This window comes from Sphingobacterium faecium, assembly GCF_003054045.1.
Lineage (GTDB): Bacteria > Bacteroidota > Bacteroidia > Sphingobacteriales > Sphingobacteriaceae > Sphingobacterium > Sphingobacterium faecium.
The window spans coordinates 321,351-346,358 of record NZ_QBKH01000002.1; the positions used below are offsets into that span (position 1 = coordinate 321,351).

General features: G+C 41.4%; 16 protein-coding genes. 15 read left to right on the forward strand and 1 reads right to left on the reverse strand.

The features are described from left to right. Window positions 1-111: 111 nt before the first annotated feature. From gwsG to C8N37_RS05845, 6 genes are read left to right on the forward strand one after another with little or no spacing between them, the layout of a single operon-like run. Window positions 112-1,140: a grasp-with-spasm system ATP-grasp peptide maturase gene (gwsG, locus tag C8N37_RS05820; RefSeq protein WP_108158034.1), complete on the forward strand. Its 1,029-nt coding sequence runs from the start codon at window positions 112-114 to the stop codon at window positions 1,138-1,140. 15 nt (window positions 1,141-1,155) lie between these two features. Then, window positions 1,156-1,335 (forward strand): hypothetical protein, encoded by a 180-nt coding sequence (locus tag C8N37_RS05825; protein ID WP_094773118.1) that lies wholly within the window; start codon window positions 1,156-1,158, stop codon window positions 1,333-1,335. Window positions 1,336-1,338: 3 nt separating this feature from the next. After that, a complete protein-coding gene (gene gwsS / locus C8N37_RS05830) occupies window positions 1,339-2,412 on the forward strand; it encodes a grasp-with-spasm system SPASM domain peptide maturase (RefSeq protein ID WP_108158035.1) in 1,074 nt (357 codons plus the stop codon). A gap of 6 nt (window positions 2,413-2,418) precedes the next feature. After that, window positions 2,419-4,620: a peptidase domain-containing ABC transporter gene (locus tag C8N37_RS05835; protein WP_108158036.1), complete on the forward strand. Its 2,202-nt coding sequence runs from the start codon at window positions 2,419-2,421 to the stop codon at window positions 4,618-4,620. Then, window positions 4,610-5,920 (forward strand): HlyD family secretion protein, encoded by a 1,311-nt coding sequence (locus C8N37_RS05840; protein ID WP_108158037.1) that lies wholly within the window; start codon window positions 4,610-4,612, stop codon window positions 5,918-5,920. The genes C8N37_RS05835 and C8N37_RS05840 overlap by 11 nt, the downstream gene beginning before the upstream one ends. Continuing rightward, window positions 5,917-7,254: a TolC family protein gene (locus tag C8N37_RS05845; protein ID WP_108158038.1), complete on the forward strand. Its 1,338-nt coding sequence runs from the start codon at window positions 5,917-5,919 to the stop codon at window positions 7,252-7,254. The genes C8N37_RS05840 and C8N37_RS05845 overlap by 4 nt, the downstream gene beginning before the upstream one ends. 87 nt (window positions 7,255-7,341) lie before the next feature. Here the strand turns inward: C8N37_RS05845 and C8N37_RS05850 are convergent, their stop codons facing one another. Continuing rightward, on the reverse strand, window positions 7,342-10,086 hold the full coding sequence (locus C8N37_RS05850; RefSeq protein WP_146171020.1) for a DUF5695 domain-containing protein: 2,745 nt from the start codon (window positions 10,084-10,086) through the stop codon (window positions 7,342-7,344). A 179-nt stretch (window positions 10,087-10,265) separates the two neighbouring features. On the opposite strand from C8N37_RS05850, the gene C8N37_RS05855 reads away from it, so the two are divergent. The 9 genes from C8N37_RS05855 to C8N37_RS05895 all read left to right on the forward strand — a co-directional run bounded on the left by C8N37_RS05855 (window position 10,266) and on the right by C8N37_RS05895 (window position 24,948). Beyond that, window positions 10,266-11,129 (forward strand): AraC family transcriptional regulator, encoded by an 864-nt coding sequence (locus C8N37_RS05855; RefSeq protein ID WP_108158040.1) that lies wholly within the window; start codon window positions 10,266-10,268, stop codon window positions 11,127-11,129. Between the two features lie 112 nt (window positions 11,130-11,241). Beyond that, the gene (locus tag C8N37_RS05860) at window positions 11,242-12,144 is read left to right on the forward strand and encodes a dihydrodipicolinate synthase family protein (RefSeq protein ID WP_108158041.1); all 903 of its coding nucleotides are present in this window, start codon (window positions 11,242-11,244) and stop codon (window positions 12,142-12,144) included. A gap of 93 nt (window positions 12,145-12,237) precedes the next feature. Beyond that, window positions 12,238-13,722, forward strand: coding sequence for an aldehyde dehydrogenase (NADP(+)) (locus C8N37_RS05865; protein ID WP_108158042.1), 1,485 nt, complete (start codon window positions 12,238-12,240; stop codon window positions 13,720-13,722). Window positions 13,723-13,743: 21 nt separating this feature from the next. Then, window positions 13,744-14,742, forward strand: a complete 999-nt coding sequence (locus tag C8N37_RS05870; RefSeq protein ID WP_108158043.1) for a 4-hydroxyproline epimerase — start codon at window positions 13,744-13,746, stop codon at window positions 14,740-14,742. Window positions 14,743-14,765: 23 nt separating this feature from the next. Then, window positions 14,766-16,025 (forward strand): NAD(P)/FAD-dependent oxidoreductase, encoded by a 1,260-nt coding sequence (locus C8N37_RS05875; protein ID WP_108158044.1) that lies wholly within the window; start codon window positions 14,766-14,768, stop codon window positions 16,023-16,025. A gap of 16 nt (window positions 16,026-16,041) precedes the next feature. Then, window positions 16,042-17,817 carry a DUF885 family protein gene (locus C8N37_RS05880; RefSeq protein WP_211322205.1) on the forward strand — a complete coding sequence of 592 codons (1,776 nt, stop codon included), beginning with the start codon at window positions 16,042-16,044 and terminating at the stop codon, window positions 17,815-17,817. A gap of 20 nt (window positions 17,818-17,837) precedes the next feature. Next, entirely contained in the window at window positions 17,838-19,259 is a 1,422-nt protein-coding gene (locus tag C8N37_RS05885) for an APC family permease (protein WP_108158046.1), read from the forward strand. Window positions 19,260-19,330: 71 nt separating this feature from the next. After that, window positions 19,331-21,574 (forward strand): S9 family peptidase, encoded by a 2,244-nt coding sequence (locus tag C8N37_RS05890; protein ID WP_108158047.1) that lies wholly within the window; start codon window positions 19,331-19,333, stop codon window positions 21,572-21,574. Between the two features lie 317 nt (window positions 21,575-21,891). Next, complete coding sequence (locus tag C8N37_RS05895; protein WP_108158048.1) at window positions 21,892-24,948, forward strand: beta-L-arabinofuranosidase domain-containing protein; 3,057 nt, start codon at window positions 21,892-21,894, stop codon at window positions 24,946-24,948. The last annotated feature ends 60 nt before the right edge of the window (window positions 24,949-25,008 follow it).

The following is a 25,008-nucleotide window of genomic DNA, read 5'->3' on the forward strand; positions in this document are numbered from 1 at the left end:
CGAATATCAATAGTGCCCGTTATTATAGTATTGATATCTTATTTTCACGTGTTCAAGATGTATGCACCACCTGTGTTATTTTATGGAAATAATCAGGATTAATCAGTTTAAATGAGTGGTATATTAATATTAAGTCAAGCGAGCTTAGAGAGTTCTACAGATTATCTCTGTAAATGGTTATTATACTATAAGATACCCTTTCTCCGCTTCAATGGAGAAGATCTATTTGCGCTTAATAGTTTGGTTGAAATTCCTGATGATCAAGAATTTAGTATAGCCTGGTACAGGAGGAGAGTCGCTCAGTTTACGGATGTTGATTTGACCTTTAAACAAGATAATCATGAAGCCAATACTGCCGTAAAGAAATTCTTAAATGATGAATTCAAAGCTTTACATGCTTATATCTTCCATAAGATATCGCTTAAAAAATGGATCAATAACCCATTTACAGTCACTACGCTGAATAAACTGCAAGTACTCAAGCTTGCAGAAAAGCATGGCTTGACGATTCCTTTTACCGAGATGGTCACCAGCCGTATTGCTGTTGCAGCGTTATTGGAAAAATATGAACAGCTAATTGTTAAACCCTTCAGTGAGGTCATCTTTTTTGATACGATTGATGGTGATCATTTTAATATGTTGACCAAGGTTGTAAATGCCAAAAATATCCGCTATGTCCCTGAGCGTTTTTTTCCATCGCTTGTGCAGCAGCATATCGTCAAAAAGATGGAGTTGCGTATCTTTTATCTTTTTGGAAAGTTTTACAGTATGGCTATTTATTCTCAGAACAATAAAAAGACACAGGATGATTTTAGAAACTATGATCATGTACGTCCAAATCGTACCGTACCTTATCAGTTGCCTATAGGCATTGAACTGCAATTGCGTGCGCTGATGGAGGATCTGGAATTTCAAACAGGATCGATCGATATGATTTTAACACCTTCAGGGGAGTATATCTTTTTGGAAATAAATCCAGAAGGTCAGTTTGGGATGGTCTCTTATCCTTGTAATTACTATTTAGAAAAAGAAATGGCATTACGCTTTAAAGATAAAATTTCAGAAGAAATCGACCTGGATTTAAGTAAGCATTCGAATGAAGTAGCCTATCAGGATGATCCGAGCTTTAAGTTCAGGTAAAACAATGGATGATATATGAAAAATAGATTTGTAAAAAAATTGAAAAAAATGGACGGTCTGCCCCTTTCCATCTATTTTTTAGAAAAGGATAACAGTGTGGCCGAGAAGGGGGTCTTAAAAATGGATGCGGTACAGCAAATTAATTCGAAAGGATCCCTGTTGGTGAATTATTATAAACCCATTTCAAAATTATAGCATATGCCTTATTTAAATGTATTTTCAAACTGCAAACTCGTTAGGGGAAATGGGATGTCGTTGATCTGCGATCTACAGATGCGAAAATACTTCCATATCCCAAACGATATGGCAGCAGTACTGGATTACTTGAGTAAGCATCCTGTGGAAGCATGTTATACCGAATTTGGCATCAGCAATAAGTCGACCATCAACTCCTATATTCAGTTTATGATCAAAAATGATCTGGGTTTTTTGGATGATCAGATCATGCCCGAATTAGTGCCATTATCTATGGAATGGGATGCTTTTTCGCCCATCACCAATGTGATCATTGAACTGGATCAAGCGCTCCCTTATGAATCCGGGTTTATACAACAGTTGATTCAGTTGAATTTAAGTGCTTTGGAAATCAGATGCTATAACGAGATTACGTTTGAAAAATTAACTTCATTTTTAGCCCTATTCGATGCCAGTACTTTGACCTCCATTAAAATCATTTTAAAGTGGTCCGTCTGGTGTACAGAATCGGTCTTGGGAAAATTAGTGGATCAGTATTTACGTGTCCATCAGATCATGCTCCATACTGCTCCAAAAGATCAGGTTTTTAAATTTTTTGGCGATACAGTTTCTTTAATCTATAGTCAGGCAGTATTAGATTCTTGTTTGCAATGTGGCAATATACAACCGGCTTATTTTATGACCAACGTCGAACTTTTTACTGAGAGCCAACAGTACAATACCTGCCTCAACCGTAAATTGTCGATCGATCGAAACGGCTACATTAAAAATTGTCCCTCTCTGTCCCGTAGTTTTGGACATATTAACGACGCTCAATTGGATGCTGTATTGGCTGATCCTGCGTTTAAAGAGCATTGGTTTACGAAAAAAGATGATATCGCTGTCTGTCGGGATTGTGAATTTAGATATGTATGCACCGATTGCAGGGCATATGTGGAAGATCCTGCGGATCCTTATGCTAAGCCTTTAAAATGTGGTTATGATCCTTATGCCAATGTTTGGGAAGACTGGTCAACAAATCCGCTTAAACAACAGGCTATCGCCTATTATGGGCTGGAAACAAAAGCATTAGATTAAATCGCTATGGCAAGATTTCCATTTTATAAACAACCGGATTCTAAAGACTGTGGCCCCACCTGTCTTCGTATCATCAGTAAATACTATGGCAAGGTCTTACCATTACAGATGCTTCGTGATTTATCCGAAACGACACGTGAGGGTGCGACATTATTAGGATTGAGTAGGGCCGCTGAAACCATAGGTTTTAAAACACTTTCCGTAAAGATTGATTTTAAAACGCTTGAAGAAGATGTGCCTTTGCCTTGTATTGTCTTTTGGATGAAGCAGCATTTTGTTGTAGTACACAAAATCGAAAAAAGAAAAAATGGGTTTAAAGTACACGTCTCGGACCCTAGCTATGGATTGATCAGCTATTCGCAAGAGGAATTTATCCATAACTGGATCGGAAAGGGAGCTACGGACACGACGGAAGAGGGTATTGTATTGGTGCTCGAAACAACGGCCCGTTTCGATATGCAGATAGAGATCAAGGATAAGGGATTTTCTATTTATCAGTATCTGCGCCATTATTTGGTCAAGTATAAAAAGTTTATTCTTCAGCTCGGTTTTGGATTAATAGCGGGTAGTTTACTTTCCCTTGCTTTTCCATTTCTCACACAAAGTATCGTTGATATTGGTATCCAAAATCAGGATATCCACTTTATCTACCTGATATTATTGGCTCAGGTCATGCTTTATCTCGGTCAGATGGGTATCGATGTGATTCGCGGCTGGATCTTGCTCCACCTTTCTTCGCGTATCAATATCTCGATCGTATCCGATTTTTTTATCAAGCTCATGCGTCTGCCCATTAGCTTTTTTGATTCTAAAGTGACTGCGGATATCATGCAGCGCATCGCGGATCATGCGCGTATTGAACAATTACTCACGACCAGCTCCTTGCAGACTGTTTTTTCAGTCATCAATTTTCTGGTTTTTGGGGTGGTATTACTGATTTACAATTACAAGCTTTTTGTCCTGTATCTCATCGGTGCTATTTTGTATATCGGATGGATTAGCTTTTTCCTTAAAAAAAGACGAGAGCTGGATTATAAACAATTCGCACAATTGGCCGAAGAGCAAGGACAGGTGATGGAGTTGATCAATGGTATGCAGGAGATTAAAATGAACAATGCCGAAACCAATAAGCGATGGCAGTGGGAAGGCATTCAGATCAAAGTATTCCGCATCAAAATTAAAGCATTGAAATTGGAACAGATCCAGACGATCGGTGGGAATATCATCAATCAGTTGAAGGATATTCTGATCAGCTTTGTTGCCGCGAGTTTAGTGGTGGAAGGGCAGCTTTCCTTAGGGATGATGTTGTCGGTGCAGTATATCATCGGACAACTCAATAGTCCTTTGCTCCAATTGATGAATTTTGTCAGACAGTCACAAGATGCCAAGATTGCGCTGGAGCGCTTGAATGAAATTCATGAAAAAGATGACGAAGAATCCATCGATACGACTTATCTGTCCGAAATACCACGAAAAGATATTGTGGTCTCCAATCTTTCCTTTCGCTATAGAGGAACGACACCATTTGTATTTGAAAATCTGAATCTGGTTATTCCTTATGAAAAGACAACCGCAATCGTCGGTGCAAGCGGCAGCGGGAAGACCACGCTTTTAAAATTATTGACGCAGTTTTATTCCGACTACGAAGGAGATATCAAGATTGCGCAAGCCAATATTCGCAATATATCGCCGCGGATGTGGCGTGATGTCTGTGGAGTCGTGATGCAAGATGGATATATCTTCAATGAAAGTATCGCCAACAATATCGCACTGGGCAGTGATGTGGTGGATAAGGTCAAATTAAATCATGCAGTAGAAATCGCACATATCAAAGATTTTATCGAAGGATTGCCCTTGAGTTATAATACCAAGATCGGTTACGAAGGGCTGGGGATTAGCGGTGGTCAGCGGCAACGGATGTTGATCGCACGTGCTGTGTATAAATTGCCGCAATATGTTTTTTTTGACGAAGCAACAAGTGCCCTAGATGCCAATACAGAAAAAATAATTACCGACCATCTCAATCACTTTTTGAAAGGTCGTACGGCAGTGATTATTGCACATCGTCTATCTACGGTAAAAAGAGCAGATAAGATTATCGTACTGGACAAAGGGCTTGTAGTCGAAGAAGGTACCCATGATGAGCTAGTCGCTCTGCGGGGAGAATATTATCGTTTGGTTAAAAATCAATTGGAACTTGGAAACTAAAAAAAACATATTAGACGATATTCAGCTCCGTTCTGAACAGGTGCAAGAAGTCCTGGAGACACCGCCCAACTGGTTGATCCGTTGGGGGAGTCTAGTTATATTGGGGGTTATCGTTCTCTTTTTTGCATTAGCCTGTATCATAAAATATCCTGAATTTATCACCTCAACAATTGTGATCACTTCGCAGAATCCTTCTGAAAAAATTGAAGTACGCATCAATACTCGAATTGAAAAAATATTGGTCCAAGATCATCAGGAGGTTAAAAAAGGACAGCTTTTAATGATCTTGGAATCGACAGCTAATCATGCCGATATGTTGCGGCTCAAAAGCTATGTAGACTCGTTTTCTGCACAGAATCTCGCCGATTTCCCATTACAGGAGGTGTCTCGATTTAATTTAGGAGAAGTGCAGGAGGATTATAATGTTTTTGCTAAGGCTTTACAGGATGAACTGCTCTTTCAACAGCTCAAACCTTATGCAACCGAAGAAATGACAGCTGTCAAAAGTATTGCTGACTATCGCGAGCGTTTGGAAAACCTCAAGCAACAGCATATTCTGGAGTCCAGCAAACTCCAGTTGACGGAAAAAAATTATAAACGATCTGATCAACTACACCAAGAGGGGGTGATTTCTACTTTGGAATTGGAAAATGAGAAGCTGAAATTATTAGAAGCACAAAAAAACTATAAGAATGTCCAGATCTCTTTAGCGCAAGTGGAGGAGGCAATCCTCAATTTTAACAAAGTAAAAACAGGGGCTGACATCAACTTTATGAAAGAGAAAACAAGTTATTCATCGGCTTCTATATTGCTGTTGGAGAAACTTCGTAAATCGATCCGACAATGGGAACGCGATCACCTCATGTATGCTTCTATTGATGGAACGCTGAGCTACAACCAGTTTTTAGGGGAAAATCAGTTTGTCAAGACCGGGACTACCTTGTTGAGCATTCTTCCTGATAACAGGCAAAATGCCATCGGTCAGATGTATATCGGAGCTCAAAACCAGGGTAAAATTAAAGAAAAACAAAAAGTATTGATCAAGCTGGATAATTTTAAACATCAAGAGTATGGGATCATAAAAGGGGAGATCAAATCCATCGCGCTCCTTCAGGATAACGACAAGAAATATTACATCGAAGTACGTTTGCCTGAGGGCTTGAAAACGTCTTATCACAAAACCATTCATTTTGATAAGGAGCTCAGCGGAAATGCAGATATTGTCACGGAAGAGCTGACTTTGGCACAGCGTATCCTACATCAATTGAGAAGTTTACTTAAATATCAAGACCAATCATGATGCCTATTGTTCGTCCTTTTATCTATTTGATCTGCCTGCTCTGCCTGGGTGTGCAGCAGGTATGGGCGCAAGAAACCTGGGATCTAAAAAAATGTATTGCCATTGCGTTAGATAAAAACCGATCGCTAGATAAAAGTGAATGGGGATTAAAGAGTAAAGAAGTGGATATCCGCACAGCTAAAAATGAGCGCTTGCCCAACCTGAATGGCTATACCAATGTATACACCAATTTTGGTCAGTCACAGGATATCTTTGGTAATGCGGCGCGCAATGATAACTTCAACGGGACATTGGGTTTTTCTTCCAATTATTCTATTTTCAATCATGGGAAAATCAAGCATACCATCAAGAAAGAAGAGTTGTTGCTGGCAGCGGGTCAGGAGGATCTTGCGGTATTGAAGCGGGAGATTACCATTCGCGTGATGCAGCATTTTTTGAATACCATGTTGCAACGGGAGATCAGTCATGCCAAAGATACGGCATTGGTATTTGCTGAGAATCAGCTTCAAAAAGTGCGGAAATCGAATGAGTTGGGAGCAACATCTTTAACCATACTTTACGAAGCAGAAGCAAATTATGCCCGAGAAAAAGAAAAAAGCGCACAGGCGCACTATGCAGAAGATAAGGCGATCCTGGAGTTGAAACAAGCCATGGGACTAGGCATTGATGTGGAGCTTACCGTAGGGGACCAATTGGATTTTCCATTTTTGGAAACATTTCAGATTCAAGATAAATCCGCTATTTTTAATCGTTCTTTGGATACACATCCGATCCTCAAAAAGTATAACTTTTTGAATGAGTCGCTGCTCTTTGATAAAAAATCGATAGCAGCACAACGGTATCCTACTGTAGATGTCAGTCTCGCATTAGGCAGTTTTTATTTTAACAATTTAACCAGCAGAATCGGCAATATTCCTTTATTTAGGCAATTTCAGGGCAATTTTTCCCAACAGATTGGATTGAGTATCAATTTTCCCATTTTTAATAAACACGCGATCAAAAATGCCCTTCAGAAAAATCAAATTCAGCTTCAGGAAAACCTGACACAGCTGGAGTTGGAGAAAGAGACAATCAAGCAAGATCTCGAGAAGTATTTATTGGATCTGGCTAACTTTGAAAATCAATATGTTTCGCTAAGCCAAATAACGGAGATGAGTAAGAAAGCTTTTGCCGTCAGTTTAAAAAGTTATGAAGCAGGGCGCATCAGTATCTATGATCTGCATGTGTCGCGATCCAATCTTTTAGCGGTCGAAAGTGAATGGATTCAAGCTAAATATAATGTGCTTTTTACACAGATCCTCATCCATTACAGCATACACGGTAGTCTGGATTGATCGATTAAAACTGTGGTTAGCCTAAGCTAACCACAGTATATGGTTGTAGGAAGAGTTGTGTTCGAAATAAAAATTGCTTGACCGATGTTACTTTGTTTTTACCAGTGTCACGCTAGTGGTAGAAGCCGGTATGGTGTAACGATTGAATGGATCTTTTTGGAGTCCTTTAATCACATAGCCACTCTCGGGATTGATATTCAGCAAGATATTTGGCACCTTGTCCGATTGACTGGTATTAAAACTTAACACCACAGTTTTATCTTTTTGGTTATAGCGGAGGCTTTCGATTTCTCCGGCATCCGTAGTCAGCCAGAGATGCTCTTTAGCCAGAAAAACACGGCCTTTGGAAGCGGTTGTGATCGCGACCTCAATGTTGTTTTTAGTGGCTTTAAGATGGCCACTAAATGCCAGCCAACCGAACTCAGGGTGTTGGATAATATAAGTGCCTGAATTGACCGCATAACCATAAAATCCGGTACCATAATCGCCCGATATACCATCATTGGCTAATGTCGAAGGATAGGAGTGGAAGGCTGCAGGGCCAAAACCATCTGCAGTAACATTGGCCAGTGCACCCATCATACCGGCATGACCGACACGAAGAAGATAGAAATCGTCGGGGTGGTCACGGTATTCGGTCAGTACAGGGATAGCGTTGAGTGCCGATCCATAATGATGAAGTTGACGCTCGATGCGGGATAGTTTTCCGCCATATACAAAATCCCAATAACGGCGGGCACTACCGTTGTACCCCCAGTGAGGTACTGTTGGCATATAAGCCAAAATTGCATTTAAGGTGACTTGAGTTTTATCGTCGAAACCAAAGTAGCGTGACCATAAATATACCTCCTCTTGTCCGGTAGAATCCCACGGCATTTCACTTCCAAATGGATAATCAAGGCTTTTCCAGTGTTCTGCACGTTTGCGCATCGCGGCTTCCAGCTTATTAGCGGCATCGGTTAGTCCTTCTCGACGCAGATCATGAAGGATCAGTAAAAATATACTACCCTCCATCTGTCCAAATTGAGCGTAATAAGGTGCTTTTTCGATCATGGCCATGCTGGTTTGAAAAGCCCGATCTAAATAAACATCCCAGCTTTCCTCTTGTACAAGATTACGATAGTCACGAGCCAGTCGATACATGACCCAATGTGCCGCTGCAACATGGGGGTAGTTGTAGGAACGGCCGATGTTGTCCGCTTCTTTTTTCGGCCATGCTGACCACACCTTCCAATTGATGTTGGCATCGTAAGTATCTGCTGGCAGGGAGTCTGGTTCGTAGTAAAATAAACTTTTAACAACGCCATATTTTTGATCACCGTCCTTGTGCTGGATACGACCATACATCGTTTCGTTGACAAAGCGTTTGAGTTTGTTGATTTCCGTAGGATTGGGTTGTAAGACCTGTTTCATGATCGCAGCTAGCCAGCTAGCCGCTCCTGCTTCATCACTTAATCCAGCATACCAAGCGCGTTGTTCTTGGGTGACGAGTTTTTTGTCCTCGTAATCGTAGGTCATAACAGATGGAGATCTCCCAAAGCGGTCTTGATCATTTTCATACCATTGGGCCGTGGTCAGGAAATGCCCAAGGTCATTGACGACATCTTTTTCGGATTTGATGACTTTATATTGGATCGTTTGTTTGGTGCCATCCTGATAGGTGATGGTCAATCGTGCCCGTCCCCATTGTTGGCCTTTTACTTCATATTGATGCCATTTGTGTGGGGTATCTTGCTGTTTAGAAACGGTTAATGCCCCCTCTGGGTAAACCGAAATATCTGTAATGGCTTGATCATGTTTGATAAAAAGTTTGACCGGATTATCTAAAGGAACGACATATCCAGGAGCACCAATAGCCACGGGTCTTTTATTTTTTAAAAGCGTATTTTCAATTTCTTTGATACTGGGCGAAAGCACAAACTTAAGGGCAAACGTTTTGGATTCTTTTGGCTTCAAAACAGTAGAAGTCGGTGTGTTCCATTGTTCCACCCCTTTCCACTCGGTTTCTGCAAGTGCCTTGCTGTGGATCATCCATTCATGGAAACCTTCAAAAGTAATACTTTTTGGTGTAGGATCACTGTTAAGCGGGTTGTAGGCCTCAAATCCTGCATTCGTGTAAGGAAGTACTAATAAGCTTGGACCGTTTCCATGTAAGTGGTTGACCTGCATATAGCCTGCATCTTGACCAATATAAGGATCGAAAAATACATTTTGAGCATGGGCTTGATTCAGGTTTTTCCAATCCATATTGTTGTTGAAGGGAAGGGGTATGCCCAAAGATCCGATCTCAATAGCTTGATCAGTAGGATTGCTGATTTGAAATTTCAAGATGAGATCGCCCTTGACATTCTCCCAGCTACGCACTACTTTTAAGGGTATATTTTCCAGTGTTGGGGTTATATCTGCGGCGGCTAAAGTAGTTTTAGAAGGCGCAATTTCGATCACTTTTTTACGGTCTTTGGCAGACGAATAGCTGGACCATTTCGTTTCTCCGTCACGTTTCAGGCGGATGTTGATATCGCCGATATGAAAAAAATTGTTGCGGTCCCGTTTCGCTAATAGTTCAACAGGTGTATAGTCGAAAGCGACATCTCCGTTTACTTGTTGAAAGGCGGATAACGTTTGGGAGGCGTTGAGAATCTTGACCTTCAATTGGTCCAGTGCAAAGCTTTTGGCCCCCTGCTCGATACCCAACGTCGCCGGCTGGCTTTTGGTCGCCTTCCATACGGGATGTTCATCCTGTTGGCTAAATGCGGGATGTATATAGAATAAGGTCAATAGGAGGTAACAACTTTTCTTTAAATTCATTTGGTAAGATTTAGAGATTATCATGTTTCCATACATAATCAAGTGCAACGATTACAAATTTGACTTATTAAGTCCTTTTTTAATTACCACATTTTAACCGAATATACCATGTTATTGATATAAGTTGATAAATATTTGCTTTGTGAACGGCTAAATCCTAAATTTAATGTACTAATGACATTAATCGAAAAACCATTCTATTTATGAAACCAATTCAATACCGAGTTCCTGTTCCCAAGGACAGGACCGTTTTTATTCAGGAGGATTTTTTGGATAAGTTTTATCCCCATATGCATTGTCATGAGGAGTATCAATTAATTTGGATTAAGGAAGGCAATGGACAGTTATTGGTCGATGATCATGTCCATGATTTTGAGCGCGGAGATATTTTCCTGCTGGGGTCAAATCAAGCCCATGTCTTTAAGAATGATTTTAGGGTTGGGTATGTGCAATCGGTTTCTGTTTTCTTTAATGTAAAAGGATCCTTGTCCGCGATTTTGAATATGCCCGAGTTAAGGATGCTGTTGGATTTTATAGATAAAAATGGTCGCGGTTTTAAAGTTCCTAAAATACATTTGGCACAGATCAGTAGAAGGATAGAGGCGCTTAAGAACTCCGATAGCTTAGGTCAGCTTGTAAGTTTTTTTTATTTATTGAAATCTTTGAATCGACTTTCCCTCAAACTTAAACCGCTTTCGGGTGTCACTTCTGTTGATTTTGGTACGGGCGGTTCTTTTCGGATTACGGCCTTATGTGATTTTCTTGAAAATAACTATAAGGAGAATATCGGCTTAAATGAAATCGCCGAAAGAGCAAATCTGACTCCACAAGCTTTTTGCCGTTATTTCAAGAAAAGTACGGGTAAGACTTTTGTGTCTTATTTGAATGAATTGCGGGTAAGAGAAGCTTGTCGCCTACTGGGGGGGCAAGACTATGACTGCATTTCCATCGTAGCTTATCATTCCGGATTTAATAGTATCACCAATTTTAATCGGGTTTTTAGAAGCATTCTGGGGATATCTCCAAAGATGTATGTGGCTAATTATAAACATTTGCTCTATGAATAGATGGTGAAGGTTAATATCCAATAAGTAATGATTAAAAGGCGGTTAGTTTAGTTGTTTAATAGTTGCTTTCTTTGATAAAGAAAATTATAAATTAATTAAGTAAAGAATAACTATGGCTGAATTAAATTGGAAGGGCGTATATCCGGCAGTGCTGACCCCCTTCAAGGAGAATGGTGAGATTGACTTTGATATGTTTGCTAAAAATACAGAAGCTCAGATCAAAGCAGGGGTACATGGTATTATCATTGCAGGATCATTGGGTGATGCAGCGGTGTTGGATACAGATGAAAAATTTGAATTATTGACTTACGCCATTCAGGTTATTGCAGGCCGTATTCCCGTTATCTTGAATATCGCAGAAAATACAACTAAAAATGCCATTAATTTTGCAGTTAAAGCTAAAGAATTAGGGGCAGATGGCTTGATGTTATTACCTCCAATGCGCTATAAAGCTGATGATCGTGAAGTAGTTACTTATTTTAAAGCGGTAGCGAATGCGACAGACTTGCCTATTTTGATCTATAACAATCCAGTGGATTATTCGATTTTTGTGTCGACAGATATGTTTGATGAATTGAAAGATTGTCCAACGATTGTGGCGGTTAAGGAGTCCACGCGCGATTTGACAAATATCACCCGAATGAAAAATAAATTTGGCGATAGATTTCATATCTTAGGTGGTGTAGATACCATCTCTTTGGAAGCTTTAGTTGTCGGTGCAGATGGATGGGTTTTTGGTTTAGTAGACGCTTTTCCAAAGGAGACGGTTGCGATGTATAACCATGCGGTAAATGGCGAATACGATAAAGCTTTGGACATCTATCGTTGGTTTATGCCTTTGTTAGAATTGGATATTCACCCTAAGCTCATTCAATATATTAAGCTGGCTGCAGCTGCCGAAGGGATATGTACGCCTCACTTACGTGCGCCGCGACTTCCATTGGTGGGTCAAGAAGCTGAAAAAATCAATCAGATTATTGCTGATGGTATTGCTAATCGTCCTCAGTTAAATTAAGATCTGCGGATCAAAAATAATTAAGGTACTGTAGGCGATTGGTGGATACTTTTCGCCTACAGTTCGTTTTGTAAAGAAAAATTCCGATATATAATGAATCAATCACAAGTATTTTTAGATGAGCGTGTTCGCATAGCGGCAGAGGCATTTCAATTTTTGAAATCCACGACGATCGCTGAGCGTGCCGTATTTATGCATGCTGTTGCAGATAAAATTGAAGGGTTAGGCCCGGAGTTGTTGGAAACTGCTCATGCAGAGACCGCACTACCGTTGCCCCGTCTTACGGGAGAGAAAGCGCGTACAGTAGGGCAGTGGCGCAGTTATGCCAATGCCGTCGCATTAGGTATTTACACGGAAGCGCGCATCGATTTAGCAAATAGTGAAACTGGTAAAAATGATATTCGGAAATTCAATTTAGGAATAGGACCAGTTGTTGTATTTGGAGCGAGTAACTTTCCATTTGCCTTTTCTACTGCCGGTGGAGATACCGCAAGTGCCATCGGAGCAGGCTGTCCGGTGATTGTCAAAGGTCATTCGGGACATACCCATACCTCGACGATGATGGCCGAGGCCATCGCTGCTGTTATCAAAGATTTCGGTTGGCCGGAGGGAGTGTTTAGTCATATTCTTGGAGCCAATATCGAAGGAACAGATACGAAGATAGGGGCCTATCTCACGGGGCACCCTCTTGTAAAGGCAGTTGGGTTCACAGGATCATATTGGGGCGGGAAAGCTTTGTTTGATATCGCCAATCAACGCGAAGAACCGATTCCGGTATTTGCCGAAATGGGCAGTATCAATCCGGTGTTTGCCTTTACGCATATGCTGGAAGAGCGTGCTGAAGCATTGGCTAAGGAATACGCGACTTCGCTCACCATGGGTGTAGGACAGTTTTGTACCAATCCAGGTGTATTTATCGCGGTTAAAGGCGATGGCTTAGATCGCTTCAAAAATGCACTGGCATTAGAAATTGCTGCCATTGTACCGAGCACTATGCTCAATACGGGTATCTATGAGCATTTTGAAAAAAATAAAACAACGTTAAGTAACCAAGAAGCGGTCTCAGTAATCGCCGAATCGGGGACTGAGGCGGCCCAAGGTCAAGGTCGTGCTCGAATTATCAGCACTTCAGCGGACAACTTTTTGAAAAATCAGGTATTGAGTGAAGAAGTATTTGGCCCTTTTGCGGTATTGGTGGAAGCGGAGAGTGAAGCCGAAGTATTGGCAATTGCGCAGCAACTCAAAGGACAATTGACCATTACGTTTGCAGGAACTAAGGAAGATGTACAGGAGCATCAAGATGTTTTCCATGCTGTGAAAGACAAGGCGGGTCGACTCTTATTTAATGGGATGCCAACAGGAGTAGAGGTGGTATATGCGATGCAGCATGGTGGTCCATTTCCTTCCTGTACGGATCCTCGTTTCACTTCTGTGGGACCGGATGCGGTGAAGCGTTTTGTACGCCCTTTATCGTTTCAGAATTGGCCAGATGAATTTTTGCCTGAAGAATTGAAAAATGAGAATACACTAGGCATTTCACGAATCGTAGATGGTAGTGCGACAAAAACAAGTATTTAAGACATTTTTGTAAAGCAATTGATGAAGAAAACATTTTTTTGTATTGACTCCCACACTTGTGGTTGTCCAGTTAGGTTGGTAGCAGGAGGAGGACCGGTATTGAACGGTCATTCGATGATGGAACGCCGACTTCATTTTATGGAAGAATATGACTGGATCCGTAAAGGATTGATGTTTGAACCCCGTGGTCATGATATGATGAGCGGGAGTATTCTTTATCCACCTACAGATCCAAATAATGATACTGGTGTCTTGTATATTGAAACAAGCGGATGTCTTCCGATGTGTGGTCATGGTACCATTGGTACAGTGACGATTGCGATTGAAGAGGGGTTGGTCATCCCGAAAGTGCCAGGCAAGTTGCGTCTGGAAACACCTGCAGGATTGATCCTGATCGATTATGTGCAAGAAGGTCCAAAAGTAAAAACGGTGAAGCTAACCAATGTGAAATCTTTTCTTTATAAAGAGGGACTTACGGTCATGTGTCCAGATTTGGGAGAGATTGTAGCAGATGTAGCCTATGGTGGAAATTTCTATGCCATCGTTGATCCACAGAAAAATTTTAGAGATATCAGCGATTTCTCGGCTAGTCAGCTTATTCATTACGGTAAGATTATTCGCCGTTTACTCAATGAACAGACGGAATTTGTTCATCCTGAAAATGAAAATATCTATGGTCTCAGCCATATTCAATGGACGGGAAAACCTACTCATGCAAATTCTACGGGACGCAATGCCGTGTTGGTAGGTGAGAATGCCTTGGATAGATCTCCATGTGGCACCGGAACTTCTGCTCGTATGGCACAGTGGTATGCCAAAGGGAAGTTGAAAAAAGGAGAAGAGTTTGTGCATGAAAGTTATATCGGGTCGCAATTTGTCGGTCGTATTGAGGACGAAACAACCATATTGGGTCAGCCTGCGATTATTCCTTCGGTAGAAGGCTGGGCAAGAATTACGGGATATAGTCAAATCATTATTGATGATGAAGACCCGTATAAAGAAGGATTTCAGGTTATGTAATTACTATTAAAATATCAAACAACGTGTCAACACATAATAAAGGAAAAGTTGCTATCATAGGGGCGGGTATTGCAGGATTGTCTACCGCTTATTACCTCTTACAGGATGGTTGGGAAGTTCAAATTTTAGAGAAAGGGGACGGACAGGACAATTGTTCCTATGGCAATGCAGGAATGATCGTGCCTAGCCATTTTACCCCATTGGCAGCACCAGGTATCGTGGCACAAGGTGTAAAATGGATGCTATATAGTAAGAGTCCATTTTACGTCAGACCCTCCTTGAATTTCTCCTTGATAGACTGGGGACTGAAGTTCTTGAAACATGCCAACGAAAAACATGTTAACCGAAATGCAGCGGCTATACGCGATTTGAATCTTGCGAGTAGCCGGTACTATGATCAACTAGCTCAACAGGAGGGTTTTGATTTCGAACTGAGGCAGAATGGGATCATGATGCTCTACAAATCCAATCATGTGGCGCATGAAGAAATAGAATTGGCAGAAAAGGCTCAAAACTTGGGATTGGATGTGGAGGTTTTTGATCAAGCGGGTATCCAGGCCTTAGAGCCTAATCTCCGAATGGATACAATAGGTGGTATTTTATATAAATGTGATGGTATCCTGTATCCTCCCAAATTGATGAAAACATTAACAGATTACCTGCTCGCTCATGGTGTACAGTTTAACTATCAAACGGAAGTAACGGGATTCAAGTTTTCTGGCAAAAAAGTATCCGAAATCGTTACTTCAAAAGGAGCATTTCATGCGGATGAAGTAGTCGTAACTGGAGGGGCAGCGCTACCCGCATTAGCTTCTAAATTGCAGTTAAAATTGCCGTTAATGCCAGGGAAGGGGTATTCGTTCATGCACCATACCACAGACAATAGCCAGATGGTTCATGCAGCCTTGTTGTTGGAAGCACGTGTAGCAGTGACTCCTATGAACAATCAGATTCGCTTTAGTGGAACGATGGAATTAGGCCCTGCTAATGATAAAATATATACCAATCGGGTAAAAGGAATCGTCGAATCTATCCCGAAATATTTCCCTGACCTACAGGTCGACTATCCTCAAGATATTTGGTTTGGTTACCGCCCATGTTCGCCAGATGGACTTCCTTATTTGGGCAGAACTTCAAAATACAGCAATGTTAGCATTGCTGGTGGAGGTGGTATGATGGGATTGAGTTTGGGCCCTGCTTACGGAAAAGCGATCACGGCTCTATTGTCCAATCAACCCACAGAAACGGATATCACAGGATTTAATCCAGATCGATTCCAATAGACCATAATAAACCTAAATGATGAAGAAAAACAACAATAACCCTAACGTAAAGAAATTTATTGTCATTGGCGTACTTTGTATGGCTTCTTCGCTAACAAATGCCCAAGATATGGATTTGTACCAACATACGACACCCATTGAGCCTTATATTATTCAATATCGTCATGACCTGCAGGCTGTCAATTATTTTTATGGCCCAATGCCTAAAAATTGGGGGTTTCAGCAATCAGCGGCTTCACCCGAACAGATCAATCGACTGGTATCGATAGATGACGATTATTTGGCGAAACTGAAAAAATTTGATTATAAACGATTAAATACCAATGGTCAAGTTGATTATATTCTGTTGAACCAAAAAGTGCAGCGACATCAGGAAGAGCTCAAAGAATCATTAGCATCTTATAACCACCTGAAGTCTTACTTACCATTTGCTGAAAATATTCTTCAATTTGAACAGAAACGTCGTCGAGGAGCTGCTGTTGTCGGAAAGGATGTCGCCATCGTGTTAGAAAAAACAACCGGTCAGGTCGAGGAAGCGATGCAGAATCTTGAAAATGGATCAGCGATTGAATCTGCGGATGTTAATTTTTTGGTCAATATGGTCGAATCATTGCGAACCCGATTGGAAAGTTCATTTGACTTCTATAATGGATATGACCCGATGTTTACGTGGTGGGTGCCTAAATCTTACGAAAGATTAAACGAAAAACTGATCCAGTACAAAGCTGCTCTGCAAGCGAAGAGCAACTGGAAAGTGTTTAATGATGGCAGCCATATCGGAGGCCAGCCTATTGGAAAAGCGGCACTCAATAAAAAGCTGCGGGAAGAAATGATTGCTTATGATGCGGATGAGCTTTTGCGAATTGCTGATCAGGAATGGGAATGGTGTGTGGCGGAGTTATTAAAAGCTTCTCGTGAGATGGGATTTGGAGAGGACTGGAAAGCTGCGCAGGAAAAGGTTAAAAACACTTATGTACCGGAAGGTCGACAGCCCGACTTGATCAATGAACTGTACGACAGAGCCCAAACGTTTATCAAGCAGCATGATCTCATCGCGATTCCTGAATTGGCGGATGAGACTTGGGGGATGATTATGATGACCCCTGAACGGCAATTGGTCAATCCTTTTTTTACGGGAGGACGTGAGATCAGTATTTCCTATCCGACCAATACGATGACTTATGACCAGAAGATGATGAGCATGCGTGGCAATAACCCACACTTTTCATTGGGTACGGTTCAGCACGAACTTAATCCAGGCCATCATTTACAGTATTTTATGAATAAAAGGTATAAGCCTTATCGTGAGCAGAATTTCAATACACCATTCTGGACTGAAGGCTGGACCTTATATTGGGAATTACTTCTGTATAGAATGGGTTTTGCAAAGACTCCGGAAGAACGTATCGGGATGTTATTTTGGAGAATGCATCGCTGTGCACGGATTACCTTTAGTATTAAATTTCATTTGGGCGAATGGACACCACAGCAATGCATAGATTACTTAGTCAACAAGGTCGGTCATGAGCCTGCAAATGCGCATGGAGAAGTGAAGCGATCGTTTGAAGGTTCGTATGATCCTTTATATCAATTGGCTTATTTGATCGGTGGTTTACAGTTGCTGAGTATCAGCGATGAATTGGTAGGATCGGGAAAAATGTCCTATACCGAATTTCATAACCGTGTGATCAAGGAAAATTACTTGCCCATGGAGATGCTCAGGGCGATATTGACCAACCAGAAGCTTGAAGCTAACCATCAAGCGAAATGGAAATTTTATAATTTTAAATAAGCGCAATCCAACCCTAAATTATGAGTAGTCAAGAAAATAATCAAGATTTCAAAAAGTCACTGGGTTTATTGGACGCCACGATGCTGGTTGCCGGAAGTATGATTGGCTCGGGTATATTTATTGTATCGTCAGATATTGCCCGAAATACAGGTTCTGCAGGCTGGCTGATGGTCGTGTGGTTGATTTGTGGATTTATGACTTTAGCGGCAGCTTTGAGTTATGGCGAACTTAGTGCGATGTTTCCGAAAGCTGGTGGTCAGTATGTTTATTTGAAAGAGGCCTATGGACCGGTGGTCAGTTTTACATTTGGATGGACTTTTTTTGCGGTTATCCAGACGGCCACGATTGCAGCTGTGGGGGTTGCTTTCTCTAAGTTTACGGCTTATTTGTTTCCGGTGCTGGATGAAGATGTTTATCTGCTGGTGATCGGAGATTATCATATATCATCTGCTCAAGTATTGGCTATCGCTGTTATTTTACTGCTTACCTTGATCAATACCGGAGGGGTGAAAAATGGGAAAACGGTACAGACTGTGCTGACGCTGATCAAGATCTTAAGTTTGGTCTTATTGGTCATTTTTGGTTTTGCAGCTTTTGATCTGGAGGTGTGGAATCAAAATTGGTCTTCGGAACATATGTGGAACCTACATCGGTTAAATGTGGATGGATCGACAGCAGATTATGCTACGTTTGGTGCGTTTGGTGCCATGTCTGCAGCACTAGTAGGCGCGTTATTCAGCAGCGATTCGTGGCATTCCTCTTCTGCTGTAGCGGGAGAAATCAAGAATCCACAGCGCAACATTGGGTTTAGTTTGGCTTTAGGGACCCTGATTGTGACGGTGATCTATATTTTAACCAATTTGATGTATACGGGTGTATTGACAATTGAGCAAATGGCCAGTGCTCCTAAGGATCGCGTGGCGATGCTCGTGGCACAAGAAATTTTCGGTCCCGTTGGGATCGCCATCTTAGCGATCATGATTATGGTCAGCACTTTTGGATGCAACAATGGACTGATTCTGGCTGGTGCACGGATTTATTATTCGATGGCTAAGGATGGCTTGTTTTTTAAGAAAACGGGCACTCTAAATAAGAATGCAGTACCGGCTTACGCTTTGTGGTTGCAGGCAGTGATTGCTTCGATATGGTGTTTGACAGGTAAGTATGGGGATTTGTTGGATATGATTACCTGTGTAGTTGTCATCTTTTATGTGTTGTGCATCATCGGGATATTTTGGTTAAGATATAAACGTCCCGAAGTACCAAGACCTTATAAAGCATTTGGCTATCCATTTATACCGGCGATCTATATTTTGATGGGCTTATCGTTTATCATTTTATTGGTCATTTATAAACCACAATTTACTTGGCCAGGTATTATCATTACCCTTTTGGGTATTCCGTTATACTATGTTGTGAAACAAAAGGAAGCGAAGACGTAATCTATTTATTTCATCATGCCTGTTTATGAATAAAGGCATCATCTCTACGATATAAAAAAATAATAATACATATGAAGTTAACATTAACCGCTGTTTTAGTGGTGCTATTGCAGCTTACGACAATGGCACAGGGGACATTGGACGATTATAAACGTGCCAAAGATATCAGAAGTTCATTTGGTAAGGTGTACCAAGTACCGCAACAAATTATCTGGTCTGAAAAAGGTGATAGTTTTTCCTATCGGGTGACTCAGAAAGATGGGAAGAGGAGCTTATATCTGGTCGATGCGCTGAACAAGAAAAAAATAGATACCGATGTTGCCGCGATTGAAAAGCAACTGTCATCTCAGTTGGGCAAAGAAGTGAAATTAGGTGTATTGTGGGGGCGAGATCTAAAAGTGCTGACGGCCAATGAAGTGGAGTTTACAGAAGAGAAAGTGGTCTGGAAGTGGAATGCCCAAGAAAATAAACTGAGCAAGTTGCGAGATGTACCTGCAGCAGGTGCTGATCGGAGATCGGACGGATATTGGGGAGCACGATGGGATGATAGTAAGGGTGAGCCTGTGGACTCTCCCGATAAGGTCTATACCGCTTATATTAAAAATAGCAATATTTACATCAGCAAAAAGGATGATGCGAAAAGCGAAAAACAAATGACCTTTGATGGTAGTCCTGGAGCGTATTATAGTGCTCGTATCCAATGGTCCGATGATTCAAAAAAATTGGCTGCTTCTAAAGTTCGCAAGGCAGAAATTAGACAATTGACTTTATTGGAATCTTCTCCTGTCGATCAATTGCAACCTAAACTACAAACTAGAGACTATAATAAACCAGGAGATGCTTTATCACAATATTATCCAACTATTGTTCATATAGCTGACGGTCGGGTCATGTCAGTCGATCCTGCGCAGGTGGACAATCAATTTTCAGTATCTGCGATCGTTTGGAAGCAGGATAATAGTGGAATCACATTCGAATATAATCAACGTGGTCATCAACGTTATGATGTGATGGAGTTGAGTGCTGTGGACGGAAAAACGAAAGCAATTATTTCAGAGCGCAGCGCCACATTTATTGATTACAGTGGGAAAAAATATCGGAATGATCTTAAGAAAAGTACGGAGATTGTCTGGGCTTCGGAGCGTGATGGATGGAATCATCTATATCTGTTCGATGCCAAAACTGGAGCATTGAAACATCAGATTACCAAAGGAAAATGGGTGGTGCGTAAAGTCGTTAACGTCGATGAGGACAGTAAAAAAATTATTTTTGAGGCGAGTGGTATGGATAAGGAGTCGGATCCCTATTTAATCCGATATTATTCGATTGGCCTTGACGGTAAGGGACTGAAAGAACTCACTTCGGAACCGGCTAATCACCAAGCAACATTTAATAAAGATCAAACCTTATTTGTGGATCTCTATTCTCGTGTTGATCAAGCTCCAAAGGCAGTATTAAGACGCGCTGTAGATGGGCAGATCGTCATGGATTTGGAACAAGCTGATATTTCGGATCTGGAAGCCACGGGATGGCGCAAACCGGAAGTGTTTAAATCTCTTGCTAGAGATGGTAAAACCGATATTTGGGGTATTATTGTTCGTCCTAGAAATTTTGATCCTAACAAAAAATATCCAGTAATCGAATATATCTATGCTGGTCCGCATAGCTCTTTTGTCCCTAAATCATTTTCTGCTAATCCGGCAGGACTTACTGAACTTGCGGAATTGGGATTTATTGTGGTGCAGATTGATGGCATGGGAACATCCAATCGTTCGAAAGCATTTCAAGATGTCGCTTGGAAAAATCTAAAAGATGCCGGCTTTCCAGATCGGATTGCCTGGATGAAGGCTGCTGCGCTTCAATATCCTTATATGGATATCGAAAAAGTTGGTATTTATGGTACTTCTGCTGGAGGACAATCTTCTGCTGGGGCACTGTTATTTCATCCTGAGTTTTACAAAGTGGGTGTTTCCTCTTGTGGTTGCCATGATAATCGTATGGACAAAATATGGTGGAATGAACAATGGATGGGCTGGCCCATCGGACCTGAATATGCGGCATGTTCCAATATCGAAAATGCATATAAATTAGAAGGAAAGTTGCTATTGATCGTTGGTGAGTTGGATGATAATGTGGATCCGGCATCGACTTATCAGTTCGTCAATCAGCTGATTAAGCATGGTAAAGATCACGACTTCATTATGGTTCCAGGTATGGGACATGCTTCTGGTGGTGATTTTGGTGAAAAGAAACGTCGCGATTATTTTGTCAAACACTTGCTTGGGGTAGAACCTCCAGCTTGGAACGCTTATTAAAGAAGGTATAGGATAATCAGGGATTTAAACTGATGCAAAAACTTCGTTTAGCCGTGCAGCGTGCCAGGATGAGCACTTTAATCATGCAAACATGAGTAAGCAGATCTACACAGTCATTTCTTTAGGAATGAATAAAAATTGAGCTTATGAGCTCATGAAGTCGAGCTGAGGGCTAGTATGGCCTTTAAAGAATAAACCGAGCTTGCGAGCTCACAAAGTAATGATATACCAATGAAACCATCATGAGCACCCACGCACAAAAGGCGATGAATATTGCTCATGATAGGTTCATTACAGATAAAAAACAATTTATATCAATGAAAAGTTATACAGTTTTTTTACGTTTTATCCTCGTCGCCACAATCCTAACCAAAGGGTTAAGCCCGGTACAGGCGCAAAGTGGTGATCAGATTTTGGATGGAATCGGTGAAACGGGAATGATCGCACGCTATGTATTTAATGGGGATCTGAAAGATTGGTCCCGCAACAATCTGCATGCAACCGCTGGTCGGAATGCGACATTTATCACCGATAAGCGGTTTGGAAAAGTGTTGTCGCTATCGGGCGAAAGCAATGATTTTATCCAGATTCCTGCTGATGCTTTGACCGATATGGAGTCGCTGAGTATTTCGGGCTGGGTGTATCTGCGTTCGGAAAAAAAGGGTCAAGTATTTTTTGACTTCGGAAAGGATGCACGCAAACATTTCTTCGCTGCTCCTGTTGGAACAAAAAGTCAGGTTGGTTTCCAGAGTTTAATTACTTCAGGAAAAAACAACCAAAAAGGAGCAGTTTCTTCATCGATAACCTTGAATAAATGGGTGTACCTAACTATAGTGGTGGATATCCCTTCCAAAACGATGTTGACTTATGTCGATGCTGTGCCCGTTGGTGAATCCAAACAGATACCGCGTGAGTTGACGGAGGTTTTTGGATCTGCAGGAGAGAAGAATCAGTTGTATATCGGAAAATCACTTTTTGCAGGATCTCCTACGTTGGATGGGATGTTGCATGATTTCCGGATCTATCGCGTTCCGTTGAGTAAAAATCAGCTTACCGGAATTTATACCAATTCACAGCGAGGTAGGAGTAACGTTGCTGTAAATGTAACCAAGGTGGAGGATAACCTGCCCGAGTTTCCTTTAACGCAAGCACAACTCTACAATGCGTACTTAATTGCTGTGCCAGATGTACAGGTGGAAACGGCATTAGGCGATTTGCCGCGGTTACCGAGTTATGTACAAGGAATGTATAAAGAGGATATGGTAGGGCCTAAAGTACGTGTCATTTGGCCTTCGCCAAATGATAATAGTACTGTTCTGGAAGCTGGTCGCTATACCATTACAGGTCGGGTCCCAGGTACAGATTTGCAACCTAAAGCGATCGTGACTGTCAAAACAGGTACTGCAGCAGCGCCAAGCTTAAAATTGGAAAAATTTGATTTAAATCAGGTTTCATTGCAGGCCGATGCGCAGAACCAAGAAACAAAATTCATTGAAAATCGCGATAAATTTATCAGCACATTAGCAGTTACTGATCCTAACTCTTTTCTTTACATGTTTCGTGATGCGTTTGGGCTGCCACAGCCTCCAGGAACTAAACCTTTAGGGGTATGGGATAGTCAGGATACCAAACTCAGAGGACATGCCACAGGTCATTACCTAACTGCTATTGCTCAGGCGTATGCCAGTACAGGATATGATAAAACCTTGCAAGCGAATTTTGCCGAGAAAATGAACTATATGGTCAATACCCTATACGAAATGGCACAATTGTCGGGTAAACCGCAACAAGCTGGAGGTACAGCTGTCGCTGATCCGACAGCAGTGCCTTATGGTCCTGGAAAATCAACCTATGACTCGGATTTGAGTCAGGAAGGTATCCGTACCGACTATTGGAATTGGGGAGTTGGGTATATCAGTGCCTATCCACCGGATCAATTTATCATGTTGGAAAAAGGAGCCAAGTACGGTGGGCAGAAAAATCAAGTTTGGGCTCCCTATTATACCTTGCATAAAATTTTGGCCGGTTTGATCGATATTTATGAAGTGAGTGGCAATGAAAAGGCACTTCAAGTGGCGACCGGTATGGCAGATTGGGTACATGCACGTCTCAGTCAATTGCCTAAGGAAACGCTGATACAAGTGTGGAGTACTTATATTGCCGGCGAATTTGGAGGAATGAATGAGACTATGGCTCACCTCTACCGGATCACGAATAAAGAACACTATTTGAAGACTGCACAGTTGTTTGACAACATCGATATGTTCTTTGGAAATGCGCAACATGCACATGGATTGGCGAAAAATGTCGATACGTTTCGAGGATTACATGCCAATCAACATATCCCTCAAATTGTAGGTAGCATCGAGCTATATCAAGCTTCCAATCTGCCTGAATACTATCGGGTAGCCGATAACTTTTGGTATAAGGCTGTCAACGATTATATGTACAGTATAGGAGGAGTTGCAGGGGCTCGAAATCCGGCTAATGCAGAAGTGTTCACAGCAGAACCTTCGACCCTATATGAAAATGGTTTTTCTGAAGGAGGACAGAATGAAACGTGTGGTACTTATAATATGCTGAAATTAACCAGTAACCTGTTTCTTTTTGATCAACGTGCAGCATATATGGATTATTACGAACGCGGATTGTACAATCATATTTTGGCTTCTGTTGCTGAAAACTCAGCGGCTAATACCTACCATGTGTCCCTAAGACCAGGGGTACAAAAGCAATTTAGCAACGCTAATATGACAGGATTTACCTGTTGTAACGGTACCGCCATCGAGAGTAGTACCAAATTGCAAAATAGTATTTATTTTAAAAGCAAGGATGATCAGGCTTTGTATGTTAACCTGTATATTCCATCGACCTTGGAGTGGACGGAACGTCAGGTGACTGTGGAGCAAAAGACTAGTTTTCCAAAGCAAGACGAGACGGAGCTGACCATAAAAGGAAATGGTACATTTGATCTACATGTGCGTGTACCCAGCTGGGCAACAAAAGGATTTTTTGTGACCATCAATGGTCAAGATCAAAAAGTGCAGGCTCAACCGGGAACTTATTTGAAATTGAGCCGTAATTGGAAAAATGGGGATCGTATCACCTTAAAAATGCCTTTTCAATTTCGTTTAGATCCGGTGATGGATCAACAGAATGTTGCCAGTTTATTTTATGGACCCATCTTATTAGCTGCTCAAGAACCTGAAGCGAGAAAAGATTGGCGTAAAGTAACTTTAGATGCGAAAGATATCAGCAAATCCATTGAGGGTGATCCAAAACGTTTGGAATTTAAAATCGATGGGGTGGATTTTAAGCCATTTTATGAAACCTATGGACGACACTCTGTCTATTTAGACGTGACATTGAAATAATGTCGATAAATATAAAAAATCTGAGGGGTACTTTGCTTGACGAAGTACCCCTTTATTATC

Bases quoted from the DNA above. Each gene is read 5' to 3' on its own strand.
- gwsG (WP_108158034.1), top strand. From the start codon at position 112: ATGAGTGGTATATTAATATTAAGTCAAGCGAGCTTAGAGAGTTCTACA.
- C8N37_RS05825 (WP_094773118.1), top strand. From the start codon at position 1,156: ATGAAAAATAGATTTGTAAAAAAATTGAAAAAAATGGACGGTCTGCCC.
- gwsS (WP_108158035.1), top strand. From the start codon at position 1,339: ATGCCTTATTTAAATGTATTTTCAAACTGCAAACTCGTTAGGGGAAAT.
- C8N37_RS05835 (WP_108158036.1), top strand. From the start codon at position 2,419: ATGGCAAGATTTCCATTTTATAAACAACCGGATTCTAAAGACTGTGGC.
- C8N37_RS05845 (WP_108158038.1), top strand. From the start codon at position 5,917: ATGATGCCTATTGTTCGTCCTTTTATCTATTTGATCTGCCTGCTCTGC.
- C8N37_RS05850 (WP_146171020.1), bottom strand. From the start codon at position 10,086: ATGATAATCTCTAAATCTTACCAAATGAATTTAAAGAAAAGTTGTTAC.
- C8N37_RS05855 (WP_108158040.1), top strand. From the start codon at position 10,266: ATGAAACCAATTCAATACCGAGTTCCTGTTCCCAAGGACAGGACCGTT.
- C8N37_RS05860 (WP_108158041.1), top strand. From the start codon at position 11,242: ATGGCTGAATTAAATTGGAAGGGCGTATATCCGGCAGTGCTGACCCCC.
- C8N37_RS05865 (WP_108158042.1), top strand. From the start codon at position 12,238: ATGAATCAATCACAAGTATTTTTAGATGAGCGTGTTCGCATAGCGGCA.
- C8N37_RS05870 (WP_108158043.1), top strand. From the start codon at position 13,744: ATGAAGAAAACATTTTTTTGTATTGACTCCCACACTTGTGGTTGTCCA.
- C8N37_RS05880 (WP_211322205.1), top strand. From the start codon at position 16,042: ATGATGAAGAAAAACAACAATAACCCTAACGTAAAGAAATTTATTGTC.
- C8N37_RS05885 (WP_108158046.1), top strand. From the start codon at position 17,838: ATGAGTAGTCAAGAAAATAATCAAGATTTCAAAAAGTCACTGGGTTTA.
- C8N37_RS05890 (WP_108158047.1), top strand. From the start codon at position 19,331: ATGAAGTTAACATTAACCGCTGTTTTAGTGGTGCTATTGCAGCTTACG.
- C8N37_RS05895 (WP_108158048.1), top strand. From the start codon at position 21,892: ATGAAAAGTTATACAGTTTTTTTACGTTTTATCCTCGTCGCCACAATC.